Source organism: Myxococcus sp. CA033 (genome assembly GCF_013336625.1).
Lineage (GTDB): Bacteria > Myxococcota > Myxococcia > Myxococcales > Myxococcaceae > Myxococcus > Myxococcus llanfairpwllgwyngyllgogerychwyrndrobwllllantysiliogogogochensis.
On record NZ_JABUMU010000030.1, the window covers coordinates 49,182 to 73,322 of the forward strand.

23 protein-coding genes are annotated in these 24,141 nt (G+C 69.9%); 18 read left to right on the top strand and 5 right to left on the bottom strand.

The window, feature by feature from the left end; translation table 11 throughout:
- The first annotated feature begins 215 nt into the window (after window positions 1-215).
- Window positions 216-779: a hypothetical protein gene (locus HUA78_RS40585; RefSeq protein WP_141647933.1), complete on the top strand. Its 564-nt coding sequence runs from the start codon at window positions 216-218 to the stop codon at window positions 777-779.
- 64 nt (window positions 780-843) lie between these two features.
- Here the strand turns inward: HUA78_RS40585 and HUA78_RS40590 are convergent, their stop codons facing one another.
- From HUA78_RS40590 to HUA78_RS40605, 4 genes are all read right to left on the bottom strand, one after another.
- Window positions 844-1,719, bottom strand: a complete 876-nt coding sequence (locus HUA78_RS40590; protein WP_141647934.1) for a hypothetical protein — start codon at window positions 1,717-1,719, stop codon at window positions 844-846.
- 185 nt (window positions 1,720-1,904) lie between these two features.
- Window positions 1,905-2,840, bottom strand: coding sequence for a proline dehydrogenase family protein (locus HUA78_RS40595; protein ID WP_174478653.1), 936 nt, complete (start codon window positions 2,838-2,840; stop codon window positions 1,905-1,907).
- A 169-nt stretch (window positions 2,841-3,009) separates the two neighbouring features.
- On the bottom strand, window positions 3,010-3,909 hold the full coding sequence (locus HUA78_RS40600) for an alpha/beta fold hydrolase (protein ID WP_174460420.1): 900 nt from the start codon (window positions 3,907-3,909) through the stop codon (window positions 3,010-3,012).
- The gene (locus tag HUA78_RS40605) at window positions 3,902-4,624 is read right to left on the bottom strand and encodes a lysophospholipid acyltransferase family protein (protein ID WP_174467823.1); all 723 of its coding nucleotides are present in this window, start codon (window positions 4,622-4,624) and stop codon (window positions 3,902-3,904) included. Before HUA78_RS40605 ends, HUA78_RS40600 begins: the two co-directional genes overlap by 8 nt.
- Window positions 4,625-4,926: 302 nt before the next feature.
- Between HUA78_RS40605 and HUA78_RS40610 the strand changes: the two genes are divergently transcribed.
- The 14 genes from HUA78_RS40610 to HUA78_RS40675 all read left to right on the top strand — a co-directional run bounded on the left by HUA78_RS40610 (window position 4,927) and on the right by HUA78_RS40675 (window position 18,953).
- On the top strand, window positions 4,927-5,439 hold the full coding sequence (locus tag HUA78_RS40610) for a hemerythrin domain-containing protein (protein WP_254624169.1): 513 nt from the start codon (window positions 4,927-4,929) through the stop codon (window positions 5,437-5,439).
- Between the two features lie 193 nt (window positions 5,440-5,632).
- Complete coding sequence (locus HUA78_RS40615) at window positions 5,633-6,163, top strand: cell wall protein (RefSeq protein WP_141647938.1); 531 nt, start codon at window positions 5,633-5,635, stop codon at window positions 6,161-6,163.
- Window positions 6,164-6,295: 132 nt separating this feature from the next.
- Window positions 6,296-7,180, top strand: coding sequence for a tryptophan 2,3-dioxygenase (locus tag HUA78_RS40620; RefSeq protein WP_174456175.1), 885 nt, complete (start codon window positions 6,296-6,298; stop codon window positions 7,178-7,180).
- 233 nt (window positions 7,181-7,413) lie between these two features.
- The gene (locus HUA78_RS40625) at window positions 7,414-7,596 is read left to right on the top strand and encodes a hypothetical protein (RefSeq protein ID WP_141647940.1); all 183 of its coding nucleotides are present in this window, start codon (window positions 7,414-7,416) and stop codon (window positions 7,594-7,596) included.
- A gap of 77 nt (window positions 7,597-7,673) precedes the next feature.
- Entirely contained in the window at window positions 7,674-8,795 is a 1,122-nt protein-coding gene (locus tag HUA78_RS40630) for a hypothetical protein (protein WP_174478654.1), read from the top strand.
- 119 nt (window positions 8,796-8,914) lie between these two features.
- A complete protein-coding gene (locus HUA78_RS40635) occupies window positions 8,915-11,791 on the top strand; it encodes a GAF domain-containing protein (protein WP_174478655.1) in 2,877 nt (958 codons plus the stop codon).
- A gap of 70 nt (window positions 11,792-11,861) precedes the next feature.
- Window positions 11,862-12,890: an OmpA family protein gene (locus HUA78_RS40640; RefSeq protein WP_174478684.1), complete on the top strand. Its 1,029-nt coding sequence runs from the start codon at window positions 11,862-11,864 to the stop codon at window positions 12,888-12,890.
- A gap of 118 nt (window positions 12,891-13,008) precedes the next feature.
- A complete protein-coding gene (locus HUA78_RS40645) occupies window positions 13,009-14,466 on the top strand; it encodes an adenylate/guanylate cyclase domain-containing protein (protein ID WP_141646630.1) in 1,458 nt (485 codons plus the stop codon).
- Window positions 14,467-14,520: 54 nt separating this feature from the next.
- Window positions 14,521-14,937: a type II secretion system protein GspG gene (locus tag HUA78_RS40650; RefSeq protein WP_141646631.1), complete on the top strand. Its 417-nt coding sequence runs from the start codon at window positions 14,521-14,523 to the stop codon at window positions 14,935-14,937.
- Between the two features lie 153 nt (window positions 14,938-15,090).
- Window positions 15,091-16,440, top strand: coding sequence for a universal stress protein (locus HUA78_RS40655; RefSeq protein ID WP_174478656.1), 1,350 nt, complete (start codon window positions 15,091-15,093; stop codon window positions 16,438-16,440).
- 153 nt (window positions 16,441-16,593) lie between these two features.
- Window positions 16,594-17,181, top strand: coding sequence for a Fis family transcriptional regulator (locus tag HUA78_RS40660; protein WP_141646633.1), 588 nt, complete (start codon window positions 16,594-16,596; stop codon window positions 17,179-17,181).
- A 113-nt stretch (window positions 17,182-17,294) separates the two neighbouring features.
- Window positions 17,295-17,828 (top strand): O-acetyl-ADP-ribose deacetylase, encoded by a 534-nt coding sequence (locus tag HUA78_RS40665; RefSeq protein ID WP_174456179.1) that lies wholly within the window; start codon window positions 17,295-17,297, stop codon window positions 17,826-17,828.
- Between the two features lie 55 nt (window positions 17,829-17,883).
- Entirely contained in the window at window positions 17,884-18,360 is a 477-nt protein-coding gene (locus HUA78_RS40670) for a hypothetical protein (RefSeq protein ID WP_141646635.1), read from the top strand.
- A gap of 140 nt (window positions 18,361-18,500) precedes the next feature.
- On the top strand, window positions 18,501-18,953 hold the full coding sequence (locus HUA78_RS40675) for a hypothetical protein (protein WP_141646636.1): 453 nt from the start codon (window positions 18,501-18,503) through the stop codon (window positions 18,951-18,953).
- A 1,010-nt stretch (window positions 18,954-19,963) separates the two neighbouring features.
- Here the strand turns inward: HUA78_RS40675 and HUA78_RS40680 are convergent.
- Window positions 19,964-20,623 carry an SCO family protein gene (locus HUA78_RS40680; protein ID WP_174456180.1) on the bottom strand — a complete coding sequence of 220 codons (660 nt, stop codon included), beginning with the start codon at window positions 20,621-20,623 and terminating at the stop codon, window positions 19,964-19,966.
- Window positions 20,624-21,251: 628 nt separating this feature from the next.
- Here HUA78_RS40680 and HUA78_RS40685 point away from each other — a divergent pair.
- The 3 genes from HUA78_RS40685 to HUA78_RS40695 are packed head-to-tail and all read left to right on the top strand — an operon-like array spanning window position 21,252 to window position 23,991.
- Window positions 21,252-21,455: a hypothetical protein gene (locus HUA78_RS40685; RefSeq protein WP_217442782.1), complete on the top strand. Its 204-nt coding sequence runs from the start codon at window positions 21,252-21,254 to the stop codon at window positions 21,453-21,455.
- On the top strand, window positions 21,452-22,249 hold the full coding sequence (locus HUA78_RS40690) for a cytochrome c oxidase subunit II (RefSeq protein ID WP_371745783.1): 798 nt from the start codon (window positions 21,452-21,454) through the stop codon (window positions 22,247-22,249). The genes HUA78_RS40685 and HUA78_RS40690 overlap by 4 nt, the downstream gene beginning before the upstream one ends.
- The gene (locus tag HUA78_RS40695) at window positions 22,246-23,991 is read left to right on the top strand and encodes a cbb3-type cytochrome c oxidase subunit I (protein WP_174478658.1); all 1,746 of its coding nucleotides are present in this window, start codon (window positions 22,246-22,248) and stop codon (window positions 23,989-23,991) included. The genes HUA78_RS40690 and HUA78_RS40695 overlap by 4 nt, the downstream gene beginning before the upstream one ends.
- Window positions 23,992-24,141: the final 150 nt, after the last annotated feature.

A 24,141-nucleotide genomic window follows, 5' to 3' on the forward strand; every position in this document is an offset into this window, starting at 1 on the left:
TGTCTCAGCGATGTCTCACGCGCCGCGTCTCCGGGAGCGCTCTTCCTCGGGAGATGGCGCGAGGAACGGCTCCGCCGAGCGAATTCTCAAGTTGCGCTCATGCGGTACATGACACACGGGGAACGAAAAAAGGATGCGCGCAGGCGCGCATTGACTAGAAGGGGCCGCCGAGCGCCCGGGAATGACCGCGGGCACACGCAACGGAGGGACGCTTCATGAAGGCAAATCAGTGGCAGGCCATGGCCGTAGCGGCCGGGTTGATGGTGTCGACGAGTGCATTGGCGCAGTCGACGGGTGGTGGTTCCGGTGCTTTCGGCAACGCCGGGCAGATTGTCGTCAGCTCGGATGCGTCGGCGAACCTGGGCTACACGACGGAGGGCGCGGGGTACGGTTTCTTCAACCTGGCGCCGAGCGTGGATTACTTCCTGAAGGAGAACCTCTCCATCGGTAGCGGCGTCAACCTGGCGGTGGTGTTCGGCGACGGCGACACGGCGGCCGCCTTCGGCATCAACGCGCGCGTGGGCTACAACATCTCCCTCACGGAGAAGGTCTCCGTGTGGCCCAAGGCCATCGTCACGCTGTTCGTCGGCGACAACATCCTGTCGCTTCCCGACGGCACGGGCTCGGCCTCCACGGTCATCCTGGAGGGCTACGCGCCCTTCCTGTACCACGTGACGTCCCACTTCTTCGTGGGCGCCGGTCCTCGCCTGGCCTTCGGCCTGGGTGATGACGTCGACGTGACGTTCAGCGTCGGCACCACGGTGGGCGGTTACTTCTAGCGGTTTCGAGGCCCCGCGCGCGGCAGGCTGTGTCCCGCCGCGCGCCGGGGCTTCGTCGTCTTCGTCAGGGCAGCGTGAGGCGGCTGACGCCCCCGCCCGGACGGAGTGGACGGCCCACGCGGGTCTCCTCCACCCATCCCTCCGCGGACGGCGCGTTGCCTTCGTGGATGAGCCGCAGGCCCAGGTGCAGCGTGCGCGAGCCCGTGCCTGGTGAGTAGAGGCGCAGCACCGCCGCCGCCTCTTCGACGACCCGGCGTGACACCGACCGCGTCGTGTTCCCTCGGCCCGCTCGCACCACGCGCCAGCCCTCCAACTCCCAACCCACCACGCGGCCGTCCCGCACGTGCACGGACACGTCCGCCCACACCGTGCCGTCCACGGGCACCCGCACCGGCATGAGCAGGCGTTGGACGCTTGCGGCCATCCAGGTCGACTCGGGCGTCGAGGCCTCACGCCGTCCGGCGAGGTGAAGGGCCTCGGGAGGCCGCTCGGTGGAGAAGGACGCGCTCGGCTCCAGGGCCCACGAGGACGCGTCGCGACGCAGCCGCAGCACCACCTCGCCCGCGGAGTGACTCGTGGTGGACATCAGCGCCCGGGCCACTGTTCGCCGCAGGTCATCCGAGTCGATGCCCCGTCCCGGCCGTCCGCCGCGCTGCACCGACTGGTAGCCCACCAGCGTGAGGGCGCCGCGCTCCGACCAGAACGTGAGCTCCAGGCGCGAGCCGACGTCACGCACGCCACCCGCCAGCGCCGCCACCTGCCGGGCCACTTCCCGCGCTTCCTGGCGACGGGCCTCCTCGTGCTCGAAAGGCTCGTCCGTCCCCGCGCGTCCCGAGCCGCCCGTGCCGCCGGACGCGCACGCGAGGCTCGTCGCGAGGATGACGACACCCACGGTCCGAGCGCACACCCGGAGTCCGTGGTGAATGGACCGCATGGACATGGCTTCCCCCTCCGGGTGACAGCGTCACCGGGTTGGATTGGGCTTGCGCGGGGCGCGCGGGCCGACAAGGTATTCCTGTGAGGCAAAGACGCGCGTGGTGAGGGATTCCTGAGCGCTCGGGACTGGCGGACGGGACGTTTGTCCATTCCCCCACGCCCGGGTGCCCGGTGCGCCGGGGTCGCGGCTCACCGCGCGAGGTGGCGCAGGACGAACGCGAGGTTCGCTGGACGCTCGGCCATGCGGCGCATGAGGTAGGGATACCAGTGGGGGCCGTACGGGACGTAGATGCGCACCGGATGGCCCTGCTCGGAGAGCCGTTGCTGGAGGTCTTCCCGGATGCCGTAGAGCATCTGGAACTCGAACGCTTCACGCGGCAGCTGTCGCCGCGCGGCATGCTCCAGGGTCGCGTCAATCATCCGCTCATCGTGCGTGGCGATGCCGTGATACACGCCGCTGTCGAGCAGCACCTTCATGCACCGTACGAAGCTGGCATCCACGTCCTTCTTGTCTGGAAAGGCGATGTCCGGCCCCTCCAGATAGGCGCCCTTGCACAGACGGATGCGCACCCGCTCGGCGCACAGTGCGCGGGCGTCTGTTTCCGTGCGCCGCAGGCAGCTCTGCAGCACCGCGCCCACGTGTCGCTCGCCGTGCTTCGTGTGCAACTGGCGGACGATGTCGAGCGTCGCCTGGGTCACCGCGCCGTGCTCCATGTCGATGCGTACGAACGTGTCTCTTGCTCGCGCATCGGCCACGACGGTGCGCGCGTTCTCCAGTGCCAGCGCCGGGTCGAGCAACAGTCCACACTGCGTCAGCTTCAGCGACACGTTGGCCTTCACGCCCGTCTGGTCGATGCGCGCCAGCAGCCGTCGATACTCGCGCACCTCGTCCCGCGTCTGGGCCGCGTCACGCACCGCTTCGTTGAGATGGTCGAACGACGCCCAGAGCCCACGCGAGGTGAGTGCCTTCACCGCGTCCATCGCCTCTTCCAGACTCTCGCCCGCGACGAAGCGCCGTGAAAGGCGTCGCAGTGGTCCCAGGCGCGTCGCCCGGTCCTTCAGCCCTTCCTGGCGTGACAGGAACAGCAGGGCGGAGCGCGAGAGTCGCGCGGCGGTGTGGCTCATGGCGCGCGCCCTGGAGTGTCGTTGCCTTGCTCCAGGCATGACAGGAACCGCAGAGCGGAGCGTGAGAATCGCGCGGTGGTGTGGCTCATGGCGCGAGCCTCGGAGTTCCGGCACCGTGCTCCGGGCGCGACAGGAACAGCAGAGCGTGAGAGTCGCTCGGTGGTGCGGCTCATGGCCCGAGCTCCGGAGTGTCGGCGCCGTGCTCCTGGAGGAACGCGCCGACGGCGGCGTTGAAGGCTTCCGGGTGGCTCATGTACGGCAGGTGGCTCGCGTCGCGGAGCAGCTCCAGCCGTGCGCCAGGGATGTGCTCCGCCACGTCGTGCGCGGCCCGGGGCGGCACCAGCAAATCCCTGCCACCTTGGATGACGAGCGTGGGCACTCGCAGTTGATGGAGCCGGGGATGGAAGTCCGCGGCCAGCACGTCGCGCAGCCGGCGCAGCAACTCCACGGGGGTCAACCGCCGCGCCTCGCGCACGATTTCCGCGCGCCCCTCCGGGGGCAACCGCGCGCCGCCGAGCACTCGCGCCACCGTGGGTGCGAAGAGATACGCCAGCGGGCGCGGCGTGCGCACCAGCGTGGACAGCGTCACCGCCAACCGCCTCACCCGGCGCACGCTGGCCACCGGAGACACCAGCACCAGCGCCTTCACCCGCTCCGGGTGCGCCAGCGCGAAGGCGATGGACAGCAGGCTGCCATAGGAGGAACCCACGAGCGCGAAGCGCTCCGGTAGCCGTGCCTCGGGGTCGTTCAGCACGGCCAGGTTCCACTGCAGCGGGGTGTGGGTGGCCGGGGTGTGCAAAGGCGGCGTCCACAGCAACAACCGGAACCGTCCGGCCAGCGGCTCCATGGGCGCGAAGGACCTCCCACTGGCACCCAACCCCGGCAGACACACCACGGTGCGGGCTACATCCGTATCGCCGTTGGGAAAGGTGAACAGCCGCGAAGGTGTGCCTTTCACCCGGCGCTCCTCGCAATGCAAGTGCGCGTAGCCAGAGGGAATGTCCTCGACGTCCGGGACGCGCGACGGCGCGGGAGCCCGGGCCTTCGGGCCCGGAGGTGTCTCAAGCATGGCGAGCCCTGACCAGCAGCCGGTGCACGCTGGTGGCCACCCTGTCGCGGAACGCGCGCAGCCGCGGCTCGGAGGCCCCCGAGGGCGGCGGGGTGTGGGCATTGCCCAGCGCGAAGGTGAGGCGCACCGGAAATGGGAGAGGGCCCAGCCCCACCAACAGCGGCACGCGATACTTCGCCTCGTTCGTCAGGTGCACGCCCAGCCGCGCCTCGCCGGGCGGCCAGAGGAAGGTGTCGTCCACGCCGAAGCCCGCGAAGGGCACCACCGGCACCCCCGCATGGGAGGCCACCCGCGCGAAGCCCAGCGCCCGCTCCCAGCGCAACTGATAGCGCCCGCGCGGCCGCTTGAAGACCTCTCTCGCGCCGCCCGGGTAACAGACGACCAGCGCGCCGTCGCGCAGCACCGCCAACGCATTGTCCTGGGTCCCCTCCACGCCACCCAGCCAGGGCAACACCGTGCGGACCACGGGAATGCGGAAAAAGCCTCGCTCCGCCAACCCCAGCACCCGGCGCCCGGTGGCCTGGTGCAGCAGATGGAAGAACGCGGGCGTTTCGTAACCCCACACGCCATGGTTTCCCACCAGCAACACGGGGCCGCTCGACGGCAGGTGCTCGGTGCCCACCAGCCGGGCCCGGTGGTAGAGCGCGGAGAGCGCCGCGCCCCGCTCGGCGAGGTGGAACACCGTCCTCCGCAGGGTGGCGAGCGAAGCTTCCACGAGGAAACATGATGGAGACGTCCCCGCCCATCGCCATCCAACCCGGCCGGGCGGACGGGCCCCCGCTTCCGGGCCGTCGGTCATCGCAAACCCACGCGCCGTCCCCGGGGGGACGCGCCCTGCCCACCCCGGAGGTTGCTTTGAGTAGGCAACGCTTCGCGCCGGGCCCCATGGGCTTTCAGCCGCCAGTCGAGGCAGGCTGCGGGACGTTGTTTCACCCCGCCGAACGTTCGCTCGCCCTGTCGTTTGAGTTTCGATAATGTGAGGATGAAGCGCAGCTTTGGTTGTCTGCCTGCCGAACCATGCAGATGGTTGAGGGTATGGGAGGCCCGTTCGACATCCTCGTGGAGGAGCACCGTGAGCTCGAGGAGCGCTTCGAGCGGCTCGTGTCCGGCGCGGAGGAGGAGCCTCTGAGCGCGCAGCGCGAGCTGCTGGAGCTGTTGCGACTGCACACCTGGCTGGAGGAGCGCTGTCTGCAACCGCTGGTGGCTCGGGTGGAAGGGCGTGCTCGTGCCCGTCAGCTGGCCGAGGATCATCTGGCCATGCGTGAGCTGATGGATGAGTTGGAGGAATTGCCCCTGGGCGATGCCGAATGGCAGGCCCGGCTCTATGCGCTCGAGGATCTCTGGGTCGCGCATTTCCAAGAAGAAGAGAGTTCGCTGTTGCCCAGACTCTCCACCGCGTTGGATCCCCGCGAGCAGCAGACGCTGCGCGTGGAGCTGACGCTGGCTCGCGAGGAGCTGCGCACCCTGGCCGAGGGGCCCTTTGTTTCGGGGACCCGCTCCCTGCTGGAAGACCTTCGCTGGGACGGCTGAGCGCCGTTCCCGCCCCACTGGAATGGGGCCCCGACCGGTACGGTAGGGGGGGTGATACGTCCTTCAGTCACACCTTTTATCGCTTCCTTTAGACAAATCCTAAATTGGAAGGTATGGGTATGAGCAGCATCACAAATCAACTCCCCCTTCCAGACCTTCAACAACCAGATTAGCCAAGACGAGGATTGAACGAATGTCCGTGGATAAAGCGTTTCGGGACATGATCCGTAACGAAATCGAGGTCCAGCTCAAGCCGCTGCGCGACGTGGTCTCCCGCCTGGAGTCCGGGACGGCGGATCTGGATGCACTGCGCAACGTGGCGGAGCGGCTGGCCCCGCTGGCCGAGGTCGTGGGGCCGCTGTTCGGCGCCCAGGTCGCGGCGGCGAAGCCGGGCCGCAAGGCCGTGGGTCGTCCCCCCGCGGCGGCGCGTGGCGCGGTGAGCGCGGCGGCGTCGGTGTCGGCGGGTGGCAAGCGTCGCGGCCGTAAGCCGGCGGCGGCGGATGGCTCGCGCGAGTGCGCCATCGTCGACTGCGGCAAGCCCAGCCGGACCAAGGGCTACTGCGCCGCGCACTACCAGAAGCTCCGGATGCTGGAGAAGACCAACCGCCGCCCGTCGGCGTGGGTCGACTACGCGCCCGCCAACAGCGTTGAGGACATCAAGCTGCCCCGTGGCCGCGCCGCGTCGAAGGCCCTGGCCGCCGCCGCCCAAGCAGCGAACGGTTAAATCAGCGGCACGTTTGGCCCCGGCCCGGGCAGACAGTGACCGCACCTCCGTCAACCGTGCTCCCTGGCAGGGAGAGGGTTCGGGGGCAGCCCGTACGGGAAGTCTTGCCCGCGGGGGCTTGCAGGGGCATGAATGCCCGGGCCCATGAACAAACGAGATCTGGAGCCTGGAATCATCACCGACCTGGCCGGAAGGACCACGTACGGTGAGTACCTACAGCTCGACCGGCTGTTGTCGGCGCAGGTTCCGCGCTCGCAGCCCCCGCACCACGACGAGCTGCTCTTCATCATCCAGCACCAGACGAGCGAGCTGTGGATGAAGCTTCTCATCCACGAGCTGAGCGCGTGCATCCGCTATGTGCAGGCGGACCGGCTGGAGCCTTCGTTCAAGATTTTCGCCCGCGTGGGGAACATCCAACGGATGCTCTTCGAGCAGTGGAGCGTGCTGGAGACGCTCACGCCGAATGAGTACCTGGAGTTCCGCGATGCGCTCGGGCCCGCGTCTGGCTTCCAGAGCTGGCAGTACCGCGCGGTGGAGTTCCTGCTGGGCAACAAGGACCCCAATGCCCTGGGTCCCTTCCGCCACCAGCCGGATGTGCATGGCGAGCTGGAGCGGCTGCTGGAGTCTCCCAGCCTCTATGACGAGTTCCTGCGGTACCTGGCGCGCATGGGGCATGCGATTCCGGAGGACCGCGCCCAGCGCGACTGGCGGCTGCCGTACGAGAAGAGCCCGGCCGTCGTGGAGGTGTTCCGTCGCATCTACGAGGACACCGACGCGCACTGGGATGCGTACGAGATGTGCGAGAAGCTGGTGGACACCGAGGAGCGGTTCCAGCTGTGGCGCTACCGGCACATGATGACGGTGATGCGAATCATCGGCTTCAAGCAGGGCACCGGGGGCTCCTCCGGGGTGTCCTTCCTTCGCAAGGCCTTGGATTTGCGCTTCTTCCCAGAGCTGTGGGATGTGCGCACGGAGCTGGCGCCCCCCGGGGCCCGGGCTCATAAACCGTCGACATGAGCGCGCTCCTGGCCGTCATGGCAGGCGTTGCGCCCCAGTCTTGACGTGCGGCCAATTGAGAGGAATGGCGGGGGGCCGGCGTGACAGGCTTCCGGCGTGAAACATCGACAATGTGACGGGGTGGATGGGCAGGTGTCGGAAGCCACCCTGTCCGCCCATCGGCCTGACGGGTGGGCGGGACATGCGCTCGCTTCAGGGCGCGCCCTAGCTTGAGTGAGCAAAGGGAGCGCGCCATGGCCGAACATGAAGTCACCCATCCCAGGAAGGAGCCTCGGCTTCCCGAGGACGGGCGGGAGGCTCGGCGTTCGGCGGGAGAGCCTGTGTCGCCGCCGCCCGACCAGGTCGGTGGGGTGCCGGACACGCGGCCCGGCCCGGGCAAGCCGGTGGTGCATCCCTCACCCGTGCCCGAGGACTGACGGCTCGTCGACAGGCGCCAGGCGTCAGCCATTCGGCGGCGTTCGTGTGGGGACGCGCGGGCTAGGCTGGGCGCACCATGGTTGCCTCGGCTCCCCTGCTCTTCGAGAAGGCCCACATCCTCTGCTACCGCACCTTCGACATCGCGGAGGAAATCAACCTGGAGCGGGCGCGCAAGGCCGTGTCGGAGGACACCCGCCGCCTCAAGCTGTCGCGCGAGAATGGCCAGTACCTCCAGCTCCCCAATCCGCCGCTCGCGTATGAGCTGGGGCGAAGGCCGCTCGCGCTGAAGGACGGGCCCGTCACGGTGGATGCCACCGCGCGCCTGTTCGACCATGGCGCCGCGTCCATCATCCTGCGCGTGCCCGTGGTGCCGGGCACGTCCCTGGAGCAGCTCATCCGCGTGGCGGACGAGTTGTATGACAGCCAGGCGTTGGAGGACCTGGCGCTGGATTTGGTGGAAGGCGTGCGCAACACCATCGCCGCCGCGGTGCAGGAGCCGCACCTGTGGGACCAGAACGAGAGCTACACCGTCATCTTCGCGGAGAGCATCCAGGGCAACCCGTCCGCGGAGGACATCCTCGCGGAGGCGGACCTCGCCCGGCTGCTGCTGGGGGAGAACGGCCAGACGCCGCTGTCGCGTCGGGAGAGCGAGGCCGTCACGCAGATGCGCTTCAGCTACACGGTGAATGACCTGGTCGTCATCGACTGGAACAGCGCCTTCGTCTACGAGCCGTCGGGCTCCGGGGACATCCCGGACCTGCTCGAAATCGCCAACGCGCAACTGTTGGAATTCCGTTACTACGACGAGCGGCTGGACGAGCACATCGCGCGCATCCACGACGAGGTGCAGGCCAAGCGCCACGGGTGGACGCGGCTGTTCCGCAGTCCGTACCGCACGCTGACGCGGCAGACGCTCACCACGCTGGTGGACCTCAACGAGTTCATCGAGCGGGTGGACAACAGCCTGAAAATCATCGGCGACTTCTATCTGGCCAAGGTCTACGAGGGCGCGGTGCGCCGCATGCGCATCTCCGCCTGGCAGGGCTCCGTCACGCGCAAGCAGCAACTGCTCGCCCAGACGTATGGCCTGCTCAAGGGCGACGTGGACATCGACCGCTCCCACACGCTGGAGGCCGTCATCGTCCTGCTTATCGTCCTCGAGATTTTCTTCGCCTTCTTCAATGTGTTCGCTCACTGAAAGCCAAGGTCTCTTGTACCTGGGGACAGGTGTCCGCGGGTTTCGCGGCCCTGGCGGACATGGGACACTGGAGCTTCGCGGTTGGCCCGATGGGGCCCAGACCGGGGGGACGTGTGGGCATGAAGGTGCCCGAGAGCAACCGGGTGGCCGCGACGGACCGCGTGACGCGGCCCCGGGAGCGGCTGTCGGTGGCGCCGCCGGTGCGGGCGGTGCTGGAGGCGCTGCTGCGCGAGGCCGCGGCCGCCCTCTCCGCGTCCGGCGTCTTCATGTGTTGGAGAGAGGACGAAAGCGTCCCTCGCGTGCTCGCCACGCCCGCGCTGCCGGCTGACGCGGTGGAGGTGTGTGGCCAGCGCCTGCTGAACGGCCCGAGGGACATCGACGGGGCGCTCTTGACGTACGTGTCGGTGGACCTGGAGCGGGACGTGCTGCTCGCGGGCGAGCCGGAGGCCCGGCGGAAGCTGGGCGCGGTGGGGCTGGTGTCGCTGCCGCTGTCGCCCTCCGTGGACCGGGGCGTCGTCGGCGTGTTGTGCGCCGTCCTGCGCCAGGGGCGCGTGCCGTCGGAGGAGGACCTTCAGCGCTGCGGGCTGTACGCGCGCCTTGCGGGGCTGGCGCTGGAGCGGGAGCTGGCGGTGGAGGGGACGCGGGCGGAGGTGGCTCGGGCGCGCGCGGAGGTGGAGCAGGCGGAGGTGCTGCGGCTGAGCCGCTTCCAGGCGGTGACGGAGGCCTTCGGCCAGACGCTCACCCGCGAGGAGGTGGCCCACGTGGTGTTGGACCTGGGCCTGCCGGCGGTGGATGCGATGGCGGGCATGGTGCACCTGACGCCGGAGGGCGGCGCGTCCGCGGAGCTCATCGCGGCGGTGGGCGTGCCCGACGGGCTCCTGGAGCCCTTGCGCGTGTTGCCCCGCACCGGCGAGGACCTGCCGGGGTACGACGCGGTGCTGGCCGAAGCGCCGGTGTGGCTGGAGACGCTGGCGGCGATTCAGGCCCGCTACCCGAGGCTCGCGGCGTTGATGGAAGAAGGGCCGCTGCGCGCGCTGGCGCTGGCGCCGCTGTTCGTCGAGGGGCGGGTATTCGGCACGCTGGCCTTCGGCTTCGAGCGGGAGAAGGACTTCACCGCGCTGGAGCGCGAGTCCATCATCGGGCTGTCGCGGCAGTGTGGTCAGGCGCTGGAGCGCGCGCGGCTGTACGAGCGCGAGCACACCGCGCGACTGGAGGCGGAGGCGCTGGGCGCGCGGCTGAGCCTGCTGGCGGACGCGAGCGCGCTGGTGTCCGGCTCGCTGGGCTGGGAGGACACGGTGGCCGGCGTGGCGCGGCTGGCGCTGGGCCACTTCGCGGACGGGTGCTCGGTGGACTCGTACGAAGAGGGCGTGGTGCGGCGGCTGGCGGTGTTGCACGCGAGCCCGGAGAAGGCGCAGCGGGTGCTGGAGCTGACGAGCTTCCCGCTCGACTCGGGGCAGCCCTCCACGCTGGCGCGGGTGCTGGCCAGCGGGCAATCCCGCATGGAGACCCGCAAGACGCGCGCGGTCTCCGAGGTGGACGGCGCGTCGACGTGGAGCATCAGCTCGCTCATCCTCACGCCGCTGGTGGCCCGGCAGCGCACGCTCGGCGCGCTGACCTTCGTGCGGGACGCGGGGCGGGCGCCCTTCGACGCGACGGACCTGTCGCTCGCGGAGGAGCTCACCCGGCGCGCGGCGATGGCCATGGACAACGCGCGGTTGTTTCGCGACGCGCGCGCGGCGGAGGAGGAGAGCCGGCGCAGCGCCGCGCGGCTGCATGTGCTGGTGCAGGTCAGCCAGCTCATCGCCGAGGCGGGGTTGGACCTGCCCACGGTGCTGGACGTGCTGGCGAGCAAGGTGTCCGAGGCGCTGGGCGGCGGGTGCGTCCTGCAACTGCTCGCGGAGGAAGGGGAGCAGTTGGAGCTGGTGGCGGCGCACCACCCGGACCCCGTCGCGCGCGGCGTGCTGGAGTCGTCGCTGCGGATGAACCCGGCGCGCGTGGGCGAAGGGCTGTCGGGCCGGGTGGTGGCCACGGGGCAGACGCTCTTCGTGCCCCGACTGAGCGCGGAGGAGCTGCAGGGGGACCGCTCGCCGGAGGGTGTCACCTTCCTGGAGCGCTACGGGCCGCAGAGCCTCATCATCGTTCCTTTGGGCGCGCGGGGCCGGGTGCTGGGCACGCTCGGCGTCATCCGCGAGGCGCGCGGGCGCGAGTACACCGCGGAGGAGCGCGCGCTGTTGGAGAGCCTGGCCGCGCGGGCCGCCCTGGCCATCGAGGATGCGCGGCTGTATGGCGCGGCCACCCAGGCGGTGAAGGCTCGCGACGAGCTGCTGTCAGTGGCGGGTCACGAGCTGAAATCGCCGCTCAACGCGTTGCAGCTCCAGATTCACCTGCTGGCGCGCATGGCGAAGGACGCGATGGCGGCCAGCGGGCTGGCGGAGCGCGCGGAGAAGGCGGCACGCGCGGGCCAGCGGCTGGGGTTGCTCATCGACGACCTGCTGGACGTGTCGCGCATCAGCGCGGGCCGGCTGTCCCTCAACCTCGAGGAGGTGGACCTGGCGGCGCTGACGCGCGAACTGGTGTCGCGGATGTCCGAGGAGCTGGTGCGCGCGGGCAGCGAGGTGCGCATGCTGGCGGACGACGCCGTAGTGGGGCAGTGGGACAAGTTGCGGCTGGAGCAGGTGCTGGTGAACCTGTTGTCCAACGCGGCGAAGTATGGCGCGGGGCGGCCGGTGACGGTGCGGGTGGAGCCGCGCGGAGCGGTGGCGGAGCTGGTCGTCCAGGACGAGGGCATCGGCGTGGCGCAGGAGGACCAGGAGCGCATCTTCGAGCGCTTCGAGCGCTCGGAGTCCGCGCAGCACTTCAAGGGCCTGGGCCTGGGGCTCTGGATTACCAAGCGCATCGTCGAGGCCCACGGCGGAGGCATCCGCGTCCAGAGTCAGCCCGGCAAGGGCTCCATCTTCACCGTGGAGCTTCCCCTGTCCGACACCTTGCCGACGTGAGCGCGTGGCCCGTCCACCAGACACATCACCTGGACAGCGCTCGGCCCCGTGCGCTCTGGTGCCCTTCGTGATGATGCGTGTTTTGCGCGGCGGAGTCCTGCTCCTCCTGCTGGGTGGGGCGCTCGCTTCCGGATGTGGCCATGCGCCCCAGGCGCGGCCTGCTCCCGACGGCGACGGTGATGGTGTGTCCGATGCCGGGGATGCGTGCCCGCTCCTCCCCGGCCCCGCCTCCACGCGCGGCTGTCCCAGCAAGGACACCGACGGTGACGGCCTGGACGACTCCGTGGACAAGTGCCCACGCCATGCGGGCCCCGCGTTCCGGGAGGGCTGTCCCGCCCGGGACGTCGACGACGACGGCGTGGAGGACACCAAGGACGCGTGTCCCCGCGAGGCCGGCCCGCTGGAGCGCAAGGGCTGCCCCATCGTCGACCCGGACCGCGATGGCGTGGAGGGCGACGCCGACGTGTGTCCCGAGGAGCCCGGCCCGGTGGAGCGGCAGGGCTGTCCGGAGCAGGACGAGGACGGCGATGGTGTCCCGGACGAGGATGACGCCTGTCCTCGCGACGAGGGCGTCCCCCACCTGCGCGGGTGTCCCGAGCGGGACAGGGACGGTGACAGCCTCGCGGACCATCGGGACAACTGCCCCACGGTGTACGGCCCGGCGACGAACCAGGGCTGCCCCGCCCAGGACAAGCAGCGCGTCAGCCTCCAGCGGGACAGGCTGGAGCTGCTGGAGCGCATCGGCTTCGAGAGTCAGACGGCGAAGCTCCAGGCGAGCTCGCACGCGCTCCTGGACAACGTGGCCCGGGTGCTGCTCGCGCACCCGGAGCTGACGCGCGTCATCGTGGAGGGGCACACCGACGCCTGGGATGACGCGACCACCGGACGCGCGATGACGCAGGCCCGCGCGGAGGCCGTGGTGGCCTACCTGGAGGGGAAGGGCGTCCCGACGGAGCGATTGGAGGCGCAGGGGCTCGGGGCGGACAGGCCGCTCGAGTCCAGCGGGACGTCGCTTGGACGCACGGCCAACCGCCGCGTGGAGTTCATCATCCCGCCTCCCCCCGTCCGCAAGCCCGCCCGGCCCGCCCCCCGGCGGTGAGGTGGGCGGGTCTCGGGCGCCTCGGCTCGTCCTCGGGGTGGAGTCCTCCCGGAGCGTCGGGAGGTGGGATACGCTGTCGGCCGCGTCCAAGGCTCCACCGGACGCCGAGGTGGCCCCCATGAGCGCATCCCCCCTCTTTGGTGACCTGCTGCTCAAGCTGGGTATCGTCACGCCCGTGCAGGTGCAGGAAGCCCTGGCCCTCCAGGCGCTCACTGGCCAGCGCGTGGGCGAGGCGCTCATCTCCCTCGGCTACGTCACCCGGGAGCAGATTCAGGACGCGCTGGGAGAGGCGTTGGGTCTGCACCACGACAAGGGGCCCTCGCAGCCCGCCCTGGGCGAGCTGCTGGTGGGGCTCAAGTACGTGACGCTCGCGCAGCTCGAGGAAGCGCTCGCCCGTCAGCGCCGCGACGGGCGCAAGCTGGGCGAAATCCTCGTGGAGCTGGGGCACTGCACGTACAAGCAAATCTACGAGGCGCTCGGCTTGCAGAACCGCATCGCGGGCCGGCAGGAGAATCCGCGGCCCTTCATCGACGGGCGCCGCCGCGTCGTCGTCGTGGACGACAGCCCGCTGGCGTGTGCCTTCGTGCAGGAGGGCCTGGTCGCCCTGGGCTACGAGGTCCTCTGCTTCCAGGACCCGTTCGAGGGGCTGGAGGGCATGAGCCGGCTTCAGCCCGCCATCGTCCTGAGCGATTTGGAGATGCCGGGCCTGGATGGCGTGGAGCTGTGCCGCCGACTCAAGGAGGGCCCCACGCGGGGCCTGCCCGTCATCATCCTCACCGCGAATGACCGCGAGGCGGAGCGCGTGCGCGGCCTGCGCGCGGGCGCCGACGACTACGTCAACAAGTCCGCGTCCATGGACGAACTGGCGGCGCGAATCGAGAGCGTGGTGCGCCGCACTGGTGAGACGGAGCGGATGCGCAAGCTGTTCGCCCGCTACACGTCCGCGGCGGTGGTGGACGAAATCCTCAAGAGCGCGGACGCGGTGGTGCTCACCGGCGAGAAGCGCGAAGTGACGGTGTTGTTCGCGGACATCCGCAACTTCACCGGGCTGGCGGAGAGCCTGCCTCCCGAGCAGGTCGTCGGCGTGCTCAACCAGGTGCTGGGCCGGCTGTCCGACGCGGTGCTCACGTGCGGGGGCACGCTGGACAAGTTCCTCGGCGACGGGCTGATGGCGGTGTTCGGCGCCCCGGTGGCTCGCACGGACGACGCGCTGCGCGCGCTCCAGTGCGCGAAGATGATGATGGACGCGATGACGGACCTGCGCGTGGAGGCGGAGGCCGAGTGGGCCGCCAACGGCCGCGAGGGCCACCCGCTGGTGCTGGAGCTGGGCGTGGGCATCAACTCGGGCGTCGTCGTCGCCGGCAACATCGGCAGCACCGTGCGCTCCGAGTACACCTGCATCGGAGACGCGGTGAATGTGGCCGCGCGGCTGTGCGCGCTCGCGGGCCCGGGGGAAATCCTCGTGGGCGAGCGCACCCGGGAGCTGGTGGACGCCAACGAGACGGCCTTCGAGGACCTGCCCCCTGTCCGCCTGAAGGGTAAGCAGCAGCCGGTGCCGCTATTCCGCGCGCTTTAGGCCCGCGTGAAGTCTTCCGCACCCCAGGCCCCCTCTGGCGGTAGGGTGGGGGGCATGAATCCGTCCGCTGACGACCGCCCTCCGCCCTCCCGTCGCTCACCCGTGCTGTGGGTGGGGCTGGTGTTCGCCCTCGCCCTCATCTGCGCGGTGCTGGTGGGGGCGCTGACGCGCTCGAAGGCGGTGTACGCGGAGCGGATCCACCAGGACATCGGCGTGCTGGAGGACGCGCTGTCGCGCTTCCACGCGGACGGCAACGAGCTGCCGGAAGAAGCGGACCTGGAGCCCCTGCTGGTGCCCAAGTACCTGCCCGCGCTGCCGCTGGACCCGTGGGGGCGGCACTACCGGTACACCAGCAACGGCACCCAGGTGTTCATCGCGACGTTCGGCAAGAGCGACGACCGGGGTGGCAGCCGCGAGGAGCAGGACCACACCAACCACGACGGACACCCCCGGCCGGAGCCGGTGAAGTAGCCGTCCTGACGTGCGGCCGTGTGCCTTCGGGCCCGGCGACCGATGGGCCTCCGGGCGGGCTGGCATGACGGAGGGGCCCCCCGCCTGGCGGCGTCGTGCGCATCTGTCCTGGAGGGGATGGACATCCAGGCCATCCCCGCGAGGAGGGCGGCCATGGCCATCGTCTGTGCGAGCCCGCTGATGGCGCGGGAGTCCCGGGAAGTGGAGGTCGCCGCGGCCCTGGCGGCCCGGCTGGGAGAGCCGCTCCTGCTCGTGGGCGTCATCGACGGCGAGCCGCTGACGGAGGCCACGCGCCTGGAGGCCCAGCGGCACCTGGAGGCGCAGGCGGAGCGATTGGAGCTCCCCCCGGGCCGGGTGAGCTGCCGGGTGCGCTCGGACACGGACGCGGTGCTCGCGGACGAGGAGTGCCAGCACTCGCGCTGGGTGGTGGCCGCGGCGGAGGGCTGGCGCACGTCGGCCTGGAGGCGCGCGTCGCTGCCGGAGCGGCTGGCGCGACGTGGCTGCGGCCCGGTGCTGTCGGTGCGCCGCGCGGACGCGCTGGTGGACTGGCTGCGAGGACGGCGGCGCCTGCTCGTCGTGGTGGGCGTGGATCCACTGTCCCCCACCGCCGACGCCGCCGTGGCTTTCCTGCGCGAGCTGCGCCGGGTGGGGCCGTGCGACGTGCTGGCCACCTACGTGTGCTCGCCGCTGGAGGAGCGCGACCGGTTGGGCATCCACACCCCCGTCCACGTGGACCTGCTGGAGCCCCAGGCGCGGGACATGGAGGCGTTGGACCCGGCGGTGGAGACGGTGCTGCTGCGCGAGGTGCGTGAGCAGGTGGGGGACTTGCTGGGAGAGGGCGGCGTGGAGGTGGTGCTGGAGCCGGGCTTCGGCAGGCCGGCGGACCACCTGCTGCACGTGGCGCTCTCTCGCGGCGCGGACCTCGTCGTGGTGGGCATGCGCGCGCGCGGCGCGGTGAAGCGGCTGTGGCACGGCTCGGTGTCGGCCGGGGTGCTGCGCAACGCGGAGCAGGCCGTGGTGTGCGTGCCGGACGTGCTGCGCGAGCCCCGGCATGCGCTGCCGCCGCGCAGCGTGCTGGTGCCGGTGGACTTCTCCGACGCGTCCGAGCGCGCCATCGCCCAGGCCCGCTCCCTGGTGGGGCCGGGCGGCCGGGTGCACCTGCTGCACGTGCACCGCAAGCGCCTGGGCGAGACGGGGGGCTTCATGGACCACTACGGCGTGCTGCCGGAGCCTCCTCGCGAGCGCGAGGTGATGCTGCGACGGCTGTGGGAGCTGGTGCCTCGCGACGAGGGCGCCCAGACGCTGCGCTGGAGCGTGGAGGGCGTGACGGGCGAGGACATCGCGCAGGCCATCTGCCAGGCCACCGAGCGCGAGGGCGTGGACCTGGTCTGCCTGGGGACGTCGGGGGAGCCCTCGCGGGAGCCGGACGCGCTGCCCGGCGCGGTGGCTCGGGAGCTGGTGGCGCGCTGCCGCCGGCCCGTCATGGTGGTGCCCGGCACGTGACACGTTTGAGACAGCAGTCACCCAGGTACACATGAAAGGGTTTTCAGGTGGGTCGCTTCGAGCCCCACCTGTCAGGACACGTGGCCCGTTGAACGGGAGACCCGATGGGGCGCTAGAATCCCCGCACCACGCATCACAGCAGGGGGTTTGCCGGTGACGCTCAGTGGTTACCGAGAAGAAGAGCTCGTCTGCAATCGTGCCTCGCTCATCATCCATGGCGGCACGGAGGAGGAGCGCCGCAGCTGGGCCCAGGAGGCCGCGCGCAACTTCGACGTGGAGCTCGTGGAGGTGCGACAGGCCACGGACCTGGCCGCGGCGCTTCGCCAGCGTAACGGCGTGTTGTTCATCCCCGATGCCGCCAAACTCGGGCGCGACGCGCAGGGGCTCATCCTGCGCTGCCTGCAGATGCAGGAGGAGCGGCCCAAGGTGGTGGTGGGGGTGTCGGGCGCGGCGGACGCGGCGCTCTCTCGCGGCACGCTGCGGGAGGATCTGCACTACCGCCTGCACCAGGCGCAGGTGGACCTGCAGAAGGACGGCATGCGGGAGCTGCTGCGGCGGCGCTGGGCGCTCCAGTCGGAGCAGCTCGCGCTGAAGGCCGCCGCTGCGAAGGCCGTCGCGGAGTCGGAGCGCGAGGCCGCGGAGGCCCGTCGCCCCGGCTCGGTGACTCGCACGCTCCCCAAGGCGCGCAAGCCGGTCTCCAGCTCGCGCAAGCCGGCGTCCCGCAACCTGTCGCCTCGCTGAAGGGCGCGAGTGCGCGCTTCTCGCGCGAGGGGCCTTTGTCCCCTCGCGCCGTCGTCAGTCGAGGCGCGAGGGCCCGTCGGCGCCCGGCCCACTCGAAGACGCGAGGAGACCCCATGTCGCTGGAGCTCATCCGAGGAGACATCACCCGAGTCGACGCGGACGCCATCGTCAACGCGGCCAACAGCTCACTGTTGGGCGGCGGAGGCGTGGATGGCGCCATCCACCGCGCGGCCGGTCCGGAGCTGGTGGCCGAGTGCCGGCTCCTGCACGGCTGCCCCACCGGACAGGCGAAGGTGACGCGGGGCTACCGCCTGCCCGCCCGACACGTCATCCACACCGTCGGCCCCGTCTGGCGCGGCGGCACCCATGGCGAAGAGGCCACGCTGGCCCGGTGCTACAAGAGCGTCTTCGCCCGGGTGTCGGAGCTGGGGCTGCGCTCGGTGGCCTTCCCTTCCATCTCCACGGGCATCTACGGCTTTCCCATCGAGAAGGCCGCTCCCGTGGCCCTCCGGGAAATCCAGGCCGCCCTGGCCCGACTGTCACATCTTGAGAAGGTGACAGTGGTGCTCTTCTCGGAGGCGGACCTGGAGACGTATCAGCGCGCGCTCGAGGGGCTCCAGGGGGCCCCGGGGGGCGAGAATGTGTGAACGAGGAAAACTGGGCTAGAGTTTCGCCCACGTCCTTTCTTCGTCGGAGCATCACATGTCTCAGGAGAATGCTTCCCCCAAGCCCAAGCGCGGGCTCAAGCGGCCCATCGAGGTGGTTCGCGCCGAGCTGATGAGCGACGCGGACACCAAGAAGATCGCCGCGGCCGTGAACATGAAGCTCGAGGACTACGTGGAGCTGGTCCTCAAGTACGCGCAGGACAAGGACCTCGACCCGGAGCTGAACATCGTCCCGGACGAGGAGCTGAAGAAGAACGGCATCACCCCGCTGACGTCCGACGAGGCCGCGGACCTCCTCATCCGAGGGATGAAAGGCGAGCTGCCCGGGTCGGCTCCGGACTTCGACAACTCCAAGTTCGAGCAGAAGGCCGCGGGCGGGAAGCCCTCGCTGGGCGCGCCGGACGCTCCGTTGCCGCCGTCGACGCCGTCGGCCCCCTCCACGGGGACCCAGGACGCCGCGGCGCGGCAGGCGATGTTGGATCAGATCAAGCGGGGCGGTGGCGGCCGGGCCTGAGGTCCGGCCCCCTGGGCTGGAAAGCGGAAGAAAATCCGACGGAAATTCTGGCGGAAACTATTCAGCCGCTCTGTCGAGAATCACTGTGAGTCTTCTCTCTCCCAAACTTCCGCGTCCCCCGCGAACTCTGAGGTGTCACCATGGGCCTGTTCAATCTGAATCCCGCGAAGCTGTTCAAGGACGTCCTCAAGGGCATTGGCAGCGCGGCGGAGAAGGTCGGCGGCCTCGCCGGTGGCATCGCGAAGTTTGGTGAGAAGCTGCTGGGCTTCCTGAAGAAGCCGGCCTCGGAAATCATCGAGCCCATCACCAACAAGATCAGCGAGCAGATCAACAAGATCCCCTACGTGGGCAAGTTCCTGGCCCCGGTGGTGGACGGCCTGCTGAAGCAGGGCGTGACGTCGCTGGTCGGCGAGGGCCCCATCGGCGGCATCGGCGCGCTGGCGAAGGCCACCTCGAAGATCGAGGACGTGACCAAGGTCGCCGAGCAGGTTCGCGCCGGCGCCGAGAAGGTGGGCGCGTGGACGGACAACGTCCTCGGCCAGCAGAACGTGCAGAACATCATCGCGCAGCGCCACGCCTCCTTCATCGAGTAAGGCCTCGCGCCCCTGGCGCGAAGATGTGGCAAGCCCGAGGGCCGGCCTTCCGCGAGAGCGGGGTCGGCCCTTCGGCTTTGCGGGGTACGGGAGGCTGGGTGTCTCCCGGCGAGAGGGATGAGCATTGAGGGCTGGCCTTCCGTGAGAGCGGGGTCGGCCCTTCGGCTTTGTGGGGGACGGGAGGCTGGGTGCCCCCTGGCGAGATGAATGAGCACCGAGGGCTGGCCTTCCGCGAGAGTGGGGTCGGCCCTCCGGCTTTGCGGGGTACGGAGGTTGGGTGTCCCCTGTCGAGATGAATGAGCACCGAGGGCTGGCCTTCCGTGAGAGCGGGGCCGGCCCTTCGGCTTTGCGGGGGACGGGAGGACTCGTGTCCCCAAGCGACGAGGTGGGCACGGAGGGCCGGTCTTCCGTGAAGGCGGGGGTGGCCCTTTGGCTTTGCACGGGAGGTTGGGCCCCCTACCAGCCAGGATGAATGGGCATCGGGGCTGGTCTTCCGCGAGAGCGGGGTTGGCCCTTCGGCTTGCCCAGGCACTTGTGGCTGGAGCGGTGGTTCTCGTCGGAGCGACAGGTGAGGGGGGCTGAGGCCTGGCTTCTCACAGGGCCAGGGCTTCAACAGGCCCTGCCCGGGACGGGCTTCCGTTCTGGAAGGTTCGGGCCAGTTCTGGCGACGATGGAGTGAGTCCGCCTCTGCGCGGCTCTTCCCTTCGGGGAAGGAGCCCGCATTTCAGTCGCTTGGAGCGAGCCAGGCTCAGTGGATGCTCCTCGTTACGGCGAAGCAGTCCCTCAGTTCGCGTGGTCGGGCACCAAACCTGGGTGAATGGGTACCCAGTTGTGATCCTCGCCCCTGAGGCGAAATCCATACTGGCAGTACGGATTCTTGAGGGCTTTTTTCTCGGCTTCTAAGGCAGTGGATCACGCCCGTGCGAAGCGGTGTAGCGCTGCCGCGAGAAGTTCCTGGGAAGGGGTGTGGCGCGCCCTGTGGATCATCCCGGCCCGGGTTTCGGTGCGGGTCAGCCCTCTTCGCGGGCGAGGCGCTTCACGTCGCGCAGGAGCCGGTCGGTCGAGTCGCTGTCGGCGCTGTCGTAGTAGCCGCGAATCTCTCCGCGCGAGTCGACGAGGACGAAGTGGGTACCGTGGAAGATGGAGAGCAGGTCGTCCTCGGCGGCGCCGGCCTCACGGCCCATGCTGACCTTGAAGCCCTGGACGATGGTGTCCTTGAGCACGTCGTAGTCGCCGGTGAGGAAGCTCCAGCGGGCGAAGTTGGCGCCATGGAGCTGGCCGTATTCGGCGAGGCGCTCGGGCGTGTCGTACTTCGGGTCGACGGAGAAGGAGACGAGCTGGAGGTTCGGGCCGAAGGAGTCGGTGCTCGTCTGCACCTGGGCCATCTTCCGGGTGAAGGCCGGGCACACGGTGGGGCAGCGGGTGAAGATGAAGTTGGCGATGAAGGGGTGGCCCTTGAGCTGGGCGTTGCCGAAGGGCTTGCCGTCCTGGCGGGTGAAGGTGAAGTCCGGCAGGGCGCCCAGCTGGGGCAGGGGTTCGTTGCCCGCGCGCATCAGGTTGACGGCGGCGACCGAGGCGAGTCCCAGGGCGACAACGGCGAGGCCGGCCCAGAAGCCGGGGCGTTGCGTGAGACGGGCCGGGGGGAGCGCGAGAGGGGAGTCGGCGGACATGGCCCGGACCTAACGAAAGGACTGGGAGGGCACAAGCGCGTCGGAGGGCAAGGGGTCAACCTGCCTACTCGCGAGGTGTAGCCGGCAGCAGGCCGCCCCGAGGGCAGGCGGGCCCGGGGAACGCGGACGGGTCCGTGGCTTGAGGCCTCAGGGGCAGCGTGCTAGCCGGGAGAGCGGTGATGACTGGCGAGAGCGCTCCACTCCGAGTCGACGAGCCGCGTCCCATCTTCCGGGGCGAGGGATGACGGGGCGCATGGCACGCGACGCCGCCGTGTCCTGCCATCCTGAGCGAGAAATGGATGGGCGCATGTCACTCGATGGTGCCGCGTCCCACGTTCCGGAGCGAGGGACGGATGGGCGCATGTCACTCAATGGCGCCCCGTCCCACGTTCCGGAGCGAGGGCTGCGTGGGAGCAAGCTACTCGACGACGCCGTGTCCCTCCTTCCGAGTCGAGAGCTTCGAGCGCGCATGTATCCAGTCGGAGCAGCCGCGGCGATTCCCATAGAGAGCTCCACCTCGGGGCGACGAGGCGCATCCGTTCTTTCATCGCGAGCGATGCGCGTGAGCGAATCAGTCGAACTCCCCATCCAGGCGCCAGGCACTGTGTTCCGCTGCCCTGCGGGAACGATGCGCGGGACCTTGTCGCTCGCCGGGCTCCTCCTGGTCCTCATGCCCCTGGACGTGCTCGCCTGTGCGACGTGCTCCCTGCGCGAGCCCGAGTCCGCGGTGCGCTCCGCGCTCCTGGTCGTCGGGTTGATGCTCACGCCCTTCCTGGTGGTGGGCGTGGGGCTGTGGGCGGTGCGGCGCGCGGGCCGGGAGGATGGCGCGTGAGCACGTCCGTCGAGGAGAAATCCCAGCCATCGTCGGACACGCCCACGAGCGCGAGGACGCTGGCGCCCCCCGAGGACGCGAGTGTCGACGGGCATCGCATCGATGCACTGCTGGGTTGGAGTCATCGCTTCGAGGCGGGCATGGCCGCCCTCGCGCTCGGGTGGATGGTGGTGGCGGTGTGGCGCTTCCGAGGCTCGAAGCGAGCAGCCTCGGACGGAGGCACGAAGCGCTCTCGCGCGTGGGTGCTCGGCCTGGCGCTGAGCACGTTCCTGGTGGTGGACGGCGCGCTGCTGGTGGGCTCGGAGGGCTATCTGCGGGACGTGCTGTGGAACCTCGACGTCCCCGCGAAGGACCCGCGCACGGTGCGGATTGAAATCAACGCCCACCAGTGGTCCTGGGAGGCGCGCTACGCGGGCGAAGATGGCCGCTTCAACACACCGGACGACGTGGTGACGTGGAATGACCTGCGCGTGCCAGCGGGAGTCCCTGTCTGGGTGCAGCTGGTCTCCACGGATGTGGTGCACGGCTTCTCTCTGCCGAACTTCCGGGTGAAGCTGGATGCGATTCCGGGGCGCGTGAATCAGACCTGGTTCCGTGCCGCGCGCGAGGGTGCCTGGGAAGTGGCCTGCTATCAGCACTGCGGCACCAGTCACTACCGCATGCGCGGCGAGCTGCGAGCCCTGTCCGCGGAGGCGTATGCCGCATGGCTGCGCGAAGCAGGAAGGCAGGCCGTGCAGGCATACGACGCGGATGACAGCGCGGCCCACTGGGGCTGGGAGTGGAAGGCGCCGTGAGTCTTCTCTCGCTCGACCACAAGGACGTGGCGCGGCGCTACCTGTGGAGCGGGCTGGGCTTCCTGTTGCTCGGAGGACTGCTGGCGCTGGCCATCCGCTGGCAGTGGGCCTGGCCGGGGCGCCCGGTGCCTGGGCTCGCGTGGGCACTGCCTGAGTCCCACGGCGCGTTGACGCCTCCCACGTACACGGCCGTCTTCACGATGCACGGCCTGGTGATGATCTTCTTCGCGGTGACGCCGTTGCTCTTCGGCGCACTGGGGCACTTCGTGTTGCCGCTGGCCATCGGTGCACGAGGGCTCGCCTTTCCGCGACTCTCGGCGCTGGGCTACTGGGTGTACGCGCTCGGGGGCGTGTTGGTGCTGGCATCGTTCGCGGTGCGGCTCGGGCCGGCGAGCGCGGGCTGGACGGCGTACCCACCGCTGTCGACGTCGGCCTTCACGCCCGGATTGGGGCAGACGCTGGTGACGGTGGCGGTGTTGTGCGCGGGGATTTCGGCCTTCACGTACGGCTTGAACTTCGTCGTCACGGTGGCGCGGTGCCGAGCGCCGGGGATGACGTGGGGCCGACTGCCCCTGACGGTGTGGGGACTGTTCTTCGCCTCGGTGTTGAACGTGGTGTTCGTGCCGGTGCTGGCCGCTGCAACAATGTTGCTGTTGATGGACCGGTTGCTGGGCACGCAGTTCTTCATCGCGGGCGCGGCGGCGGTGGGTGGTGGTGGAGACCCGGTGGTGTACCAGCACCTCTTCTGGCTGTTCGGCCATCCGGAGGTCTACATCCTCATCCTGCCCGCGTGGGGCATGGTGGGGGACCTGGTGGCGTTCTTCAGTCGCAAGCCCGCGCATGGCTATCGACTGACGGCGGGGGCCATGGGGACGGTGTCCGCGCTGAGTGGACTCGTCTACGCGCACCACCTCTTCACCAGTGGCATGTCTCCATTGCTGGGCCGCACGTTCATGGTGCTGACGCTGCTCATCTCCCTGCCGGCCGAGGTGATGTTCCTCAACTGGCTGATGACGCTGTGGCGAGGCAGCGTGCGGCTGACGTCGCCGATGCTCGCGGCGCTGGCGACGATGGTGGTGTTCGGACTGGGCGGAATCACGGGGCTCGCGCTGGGCGCGGTGGCCACGGACGTGCCGTTGCACGGGACGCTGTGGGTGGTGGGGCACTTCCACCTGACGATGGGAGCCGCGAGCTTCCTGGGCCTCTTCGCGGGCCTCTACTTCTGGTTCCCGAAGATGTTCGGCCGCGCGCTGCACGAGGGACTCGCGAAGGTGCATGTGCTGTCGAGCGCGGTGCTGTTCCTCGGCGTGTTCGGCGGACAACTCGCGGCGGGCTACGCGGGGCAACTGCGGCGGCTGTATGACCCGTACCAGTACACGTACCTGAAGCACCTGTTGCCGTTGAACCAGTGGACGACGGTGTGCGCGTTCCTGCTGGGCGCCGCGCAGGGGGTGTTCGTGGTGAACCTGGTGTGGACGTTGCGTCGAGGGCGAGCCGCGGAAGCGAACCCGTGGCAGGTGGGAACGCTCGAGTGGACGTGTGCATCGAGCCCGCCCGGTGAAGGCAACTTCACCCAGGTCCCCGTGGTGCTGCGCGGGCCGCATGCGCTGTCGCAGCCGGAGGTGCTGGAGCAACTGGGGCGCGACTGGATTGGACAGGCGGAAGTCCTGCCAGGTGTGGCCCGAGAGGGCGCCGGTGAAGAAGCACTGGCCACGGTGTCCACCGTGAGGAGTGTGACATGAGCGAGCGCGGACGGAGTCCAGCCGGGCACATGTCGAACCCTGCACGAGCCCCCAGGTGCGCGACATGAGCGCGGAGCGCAAGCCGGCGGTGGATCAGCCCCGCTCCTCCGAATCGGAGACGCGCGCCGATTCCACTCCGCCCTCGATGTC

Excerpts from the sequence above, each read along its gene's own strand:
- HUA78_RS40595 (WP_174478653.1), bottom strand. The coding sequence starts at position 2,840 with ATGAGCCACACCGCCGCGCGACTCTCGCGCTCCGCCCTGCTGTTCCTG.
- HUA78_RS40640 (WP_174478684.1), top strand. The coding sequence starts at position 11,862 with ATGATGCGTGTTTTGCGCGGCGGAGTCCTGCTCCTCCTGCTGGGTGGG.
- HUA78_RS40675 (WP_141646636.1), top strand. The coding sequence starts at position 18,501 with ATGGGCCTGTTCAATCTGAATCCCGCGAAGCTGTTCAAGGACGTCCTC.
- HUA78_RS40610 (WP_254624169.1), top strand. The coding sequence starts at position 4,927 with ATGCAGATGGTTGAGGGTATGGGAGGCCCGTTCGACATCCTCGTGGAG.
- HUA78_RS40665 (WP_174456179.1), top strand. The coding sequence starts at position 17,295 with ATGTCGCTGGAGCTCATCCGAGGAGACATCACCCGAGTCGACGCGGAC.
- HUA78_RS40630 (WP_174478654.1), top strand. The coding sequence starts at position 7,674 with ATGGTTGCCTCGGCTCCCCTGCTCTTCGAGAAGGCCCACATCCTCTGC.
- HUA78_RS40585 (WP_141647933.1), top strand. The coding sequence starts at position 216 with ATGAAGGCAAATCAGTGGCAGGCCATGGCCGTAGCGGCCGGGTTGATG.
- HUA78_RS40635 (WP_174478655.1), top strand. The coding sequence starts at position 8,915 with ATGAAGGTGCCCGAGAGCAACCGGGTGGCCGCGACGGACCGCGTGACG.
- HUA78_RS40650 (WP_141646631.1), top strand. The coding sequence starts at position 14,521 with ATGAATCCGTCCGCTGACGACCGCCCTCCGCCCTCCCGTCGCTCACCC.
- HUA78_RS40670 (WP_141646635.1), top strand. The coding sequence starts at position 17,884 with ATGTCTCAGGAGAATGCTTCCCCCAAGCCCAAGCGCGGGCTCAAGCGG.
- HUA78_RS40645 (WP_141646630.1), top strand. The coding sequence starts at position 13,009 with ATGAGCGCATCCCCCCTCTTTGGTGACCTGCTGCTCAAGCTGGGTATC.
- HUA78_RS40655 (WP_174478656.1), top strand. The coding sequence starts at position 15,091 with ATGGCCATCGTCTGTGCGAGCCCGCTGATGGCGCGGGAGTCCCGGGAA.
- HUA78_RS40680 (WP_174456180.1), bottom strand. The coding sequence starts at position 20,623 with ATGTCCGCCGACTCCCCTCTCGCGCTCCCCCCGGCCCGTCTCACGCAA.
- HUA78_RS40615 (WP_141647938.1), top strand. The coding sequence starts at position 5,633 with ATGTCCGTGGATAAAGCGTTTCGGGACATGATCCGTAACGAAATCGAG.
- HUA78_RS40620 (WP_174456175.1), top strand. The coding sequence starts at position 6,296 with ATGCCCGGGCCCATGAACAAACGAGATCTGGAGCCTGGAATCATCACC.
- HUA78_RS40625 (WP_141647940.1), top strand. The coding sequence starts at position 7,414 with ATGGCCGAACATGAAGTCACCCATCCCAGGAAGGAGCCTCGGCTTCCC.
- HUA78_RS40600 (WP_174460420.1), bottom strand. The coding sequence starts at position 3,909 with ATGCTTGAGACACCTCCGGGCCCGAAGGCCCGGGCTCCCGCGCCGTCG.
- HUA78_RS40685 (WP_217442782.1), top strand. The coding sequence starts at position 21,252 with ATGCGCGGGACCTTGTCGCTCGCCGGGCTCCTCCTGGTCCTCATGCCC.
- HUA78_RS40590 (WP_141647934.1), bottom strand. The coding sequence starts at position 1,719 with ATGTCCATGCGGTCCATTCACCACGGACTCCGGGTGTGCGCTCGGACC.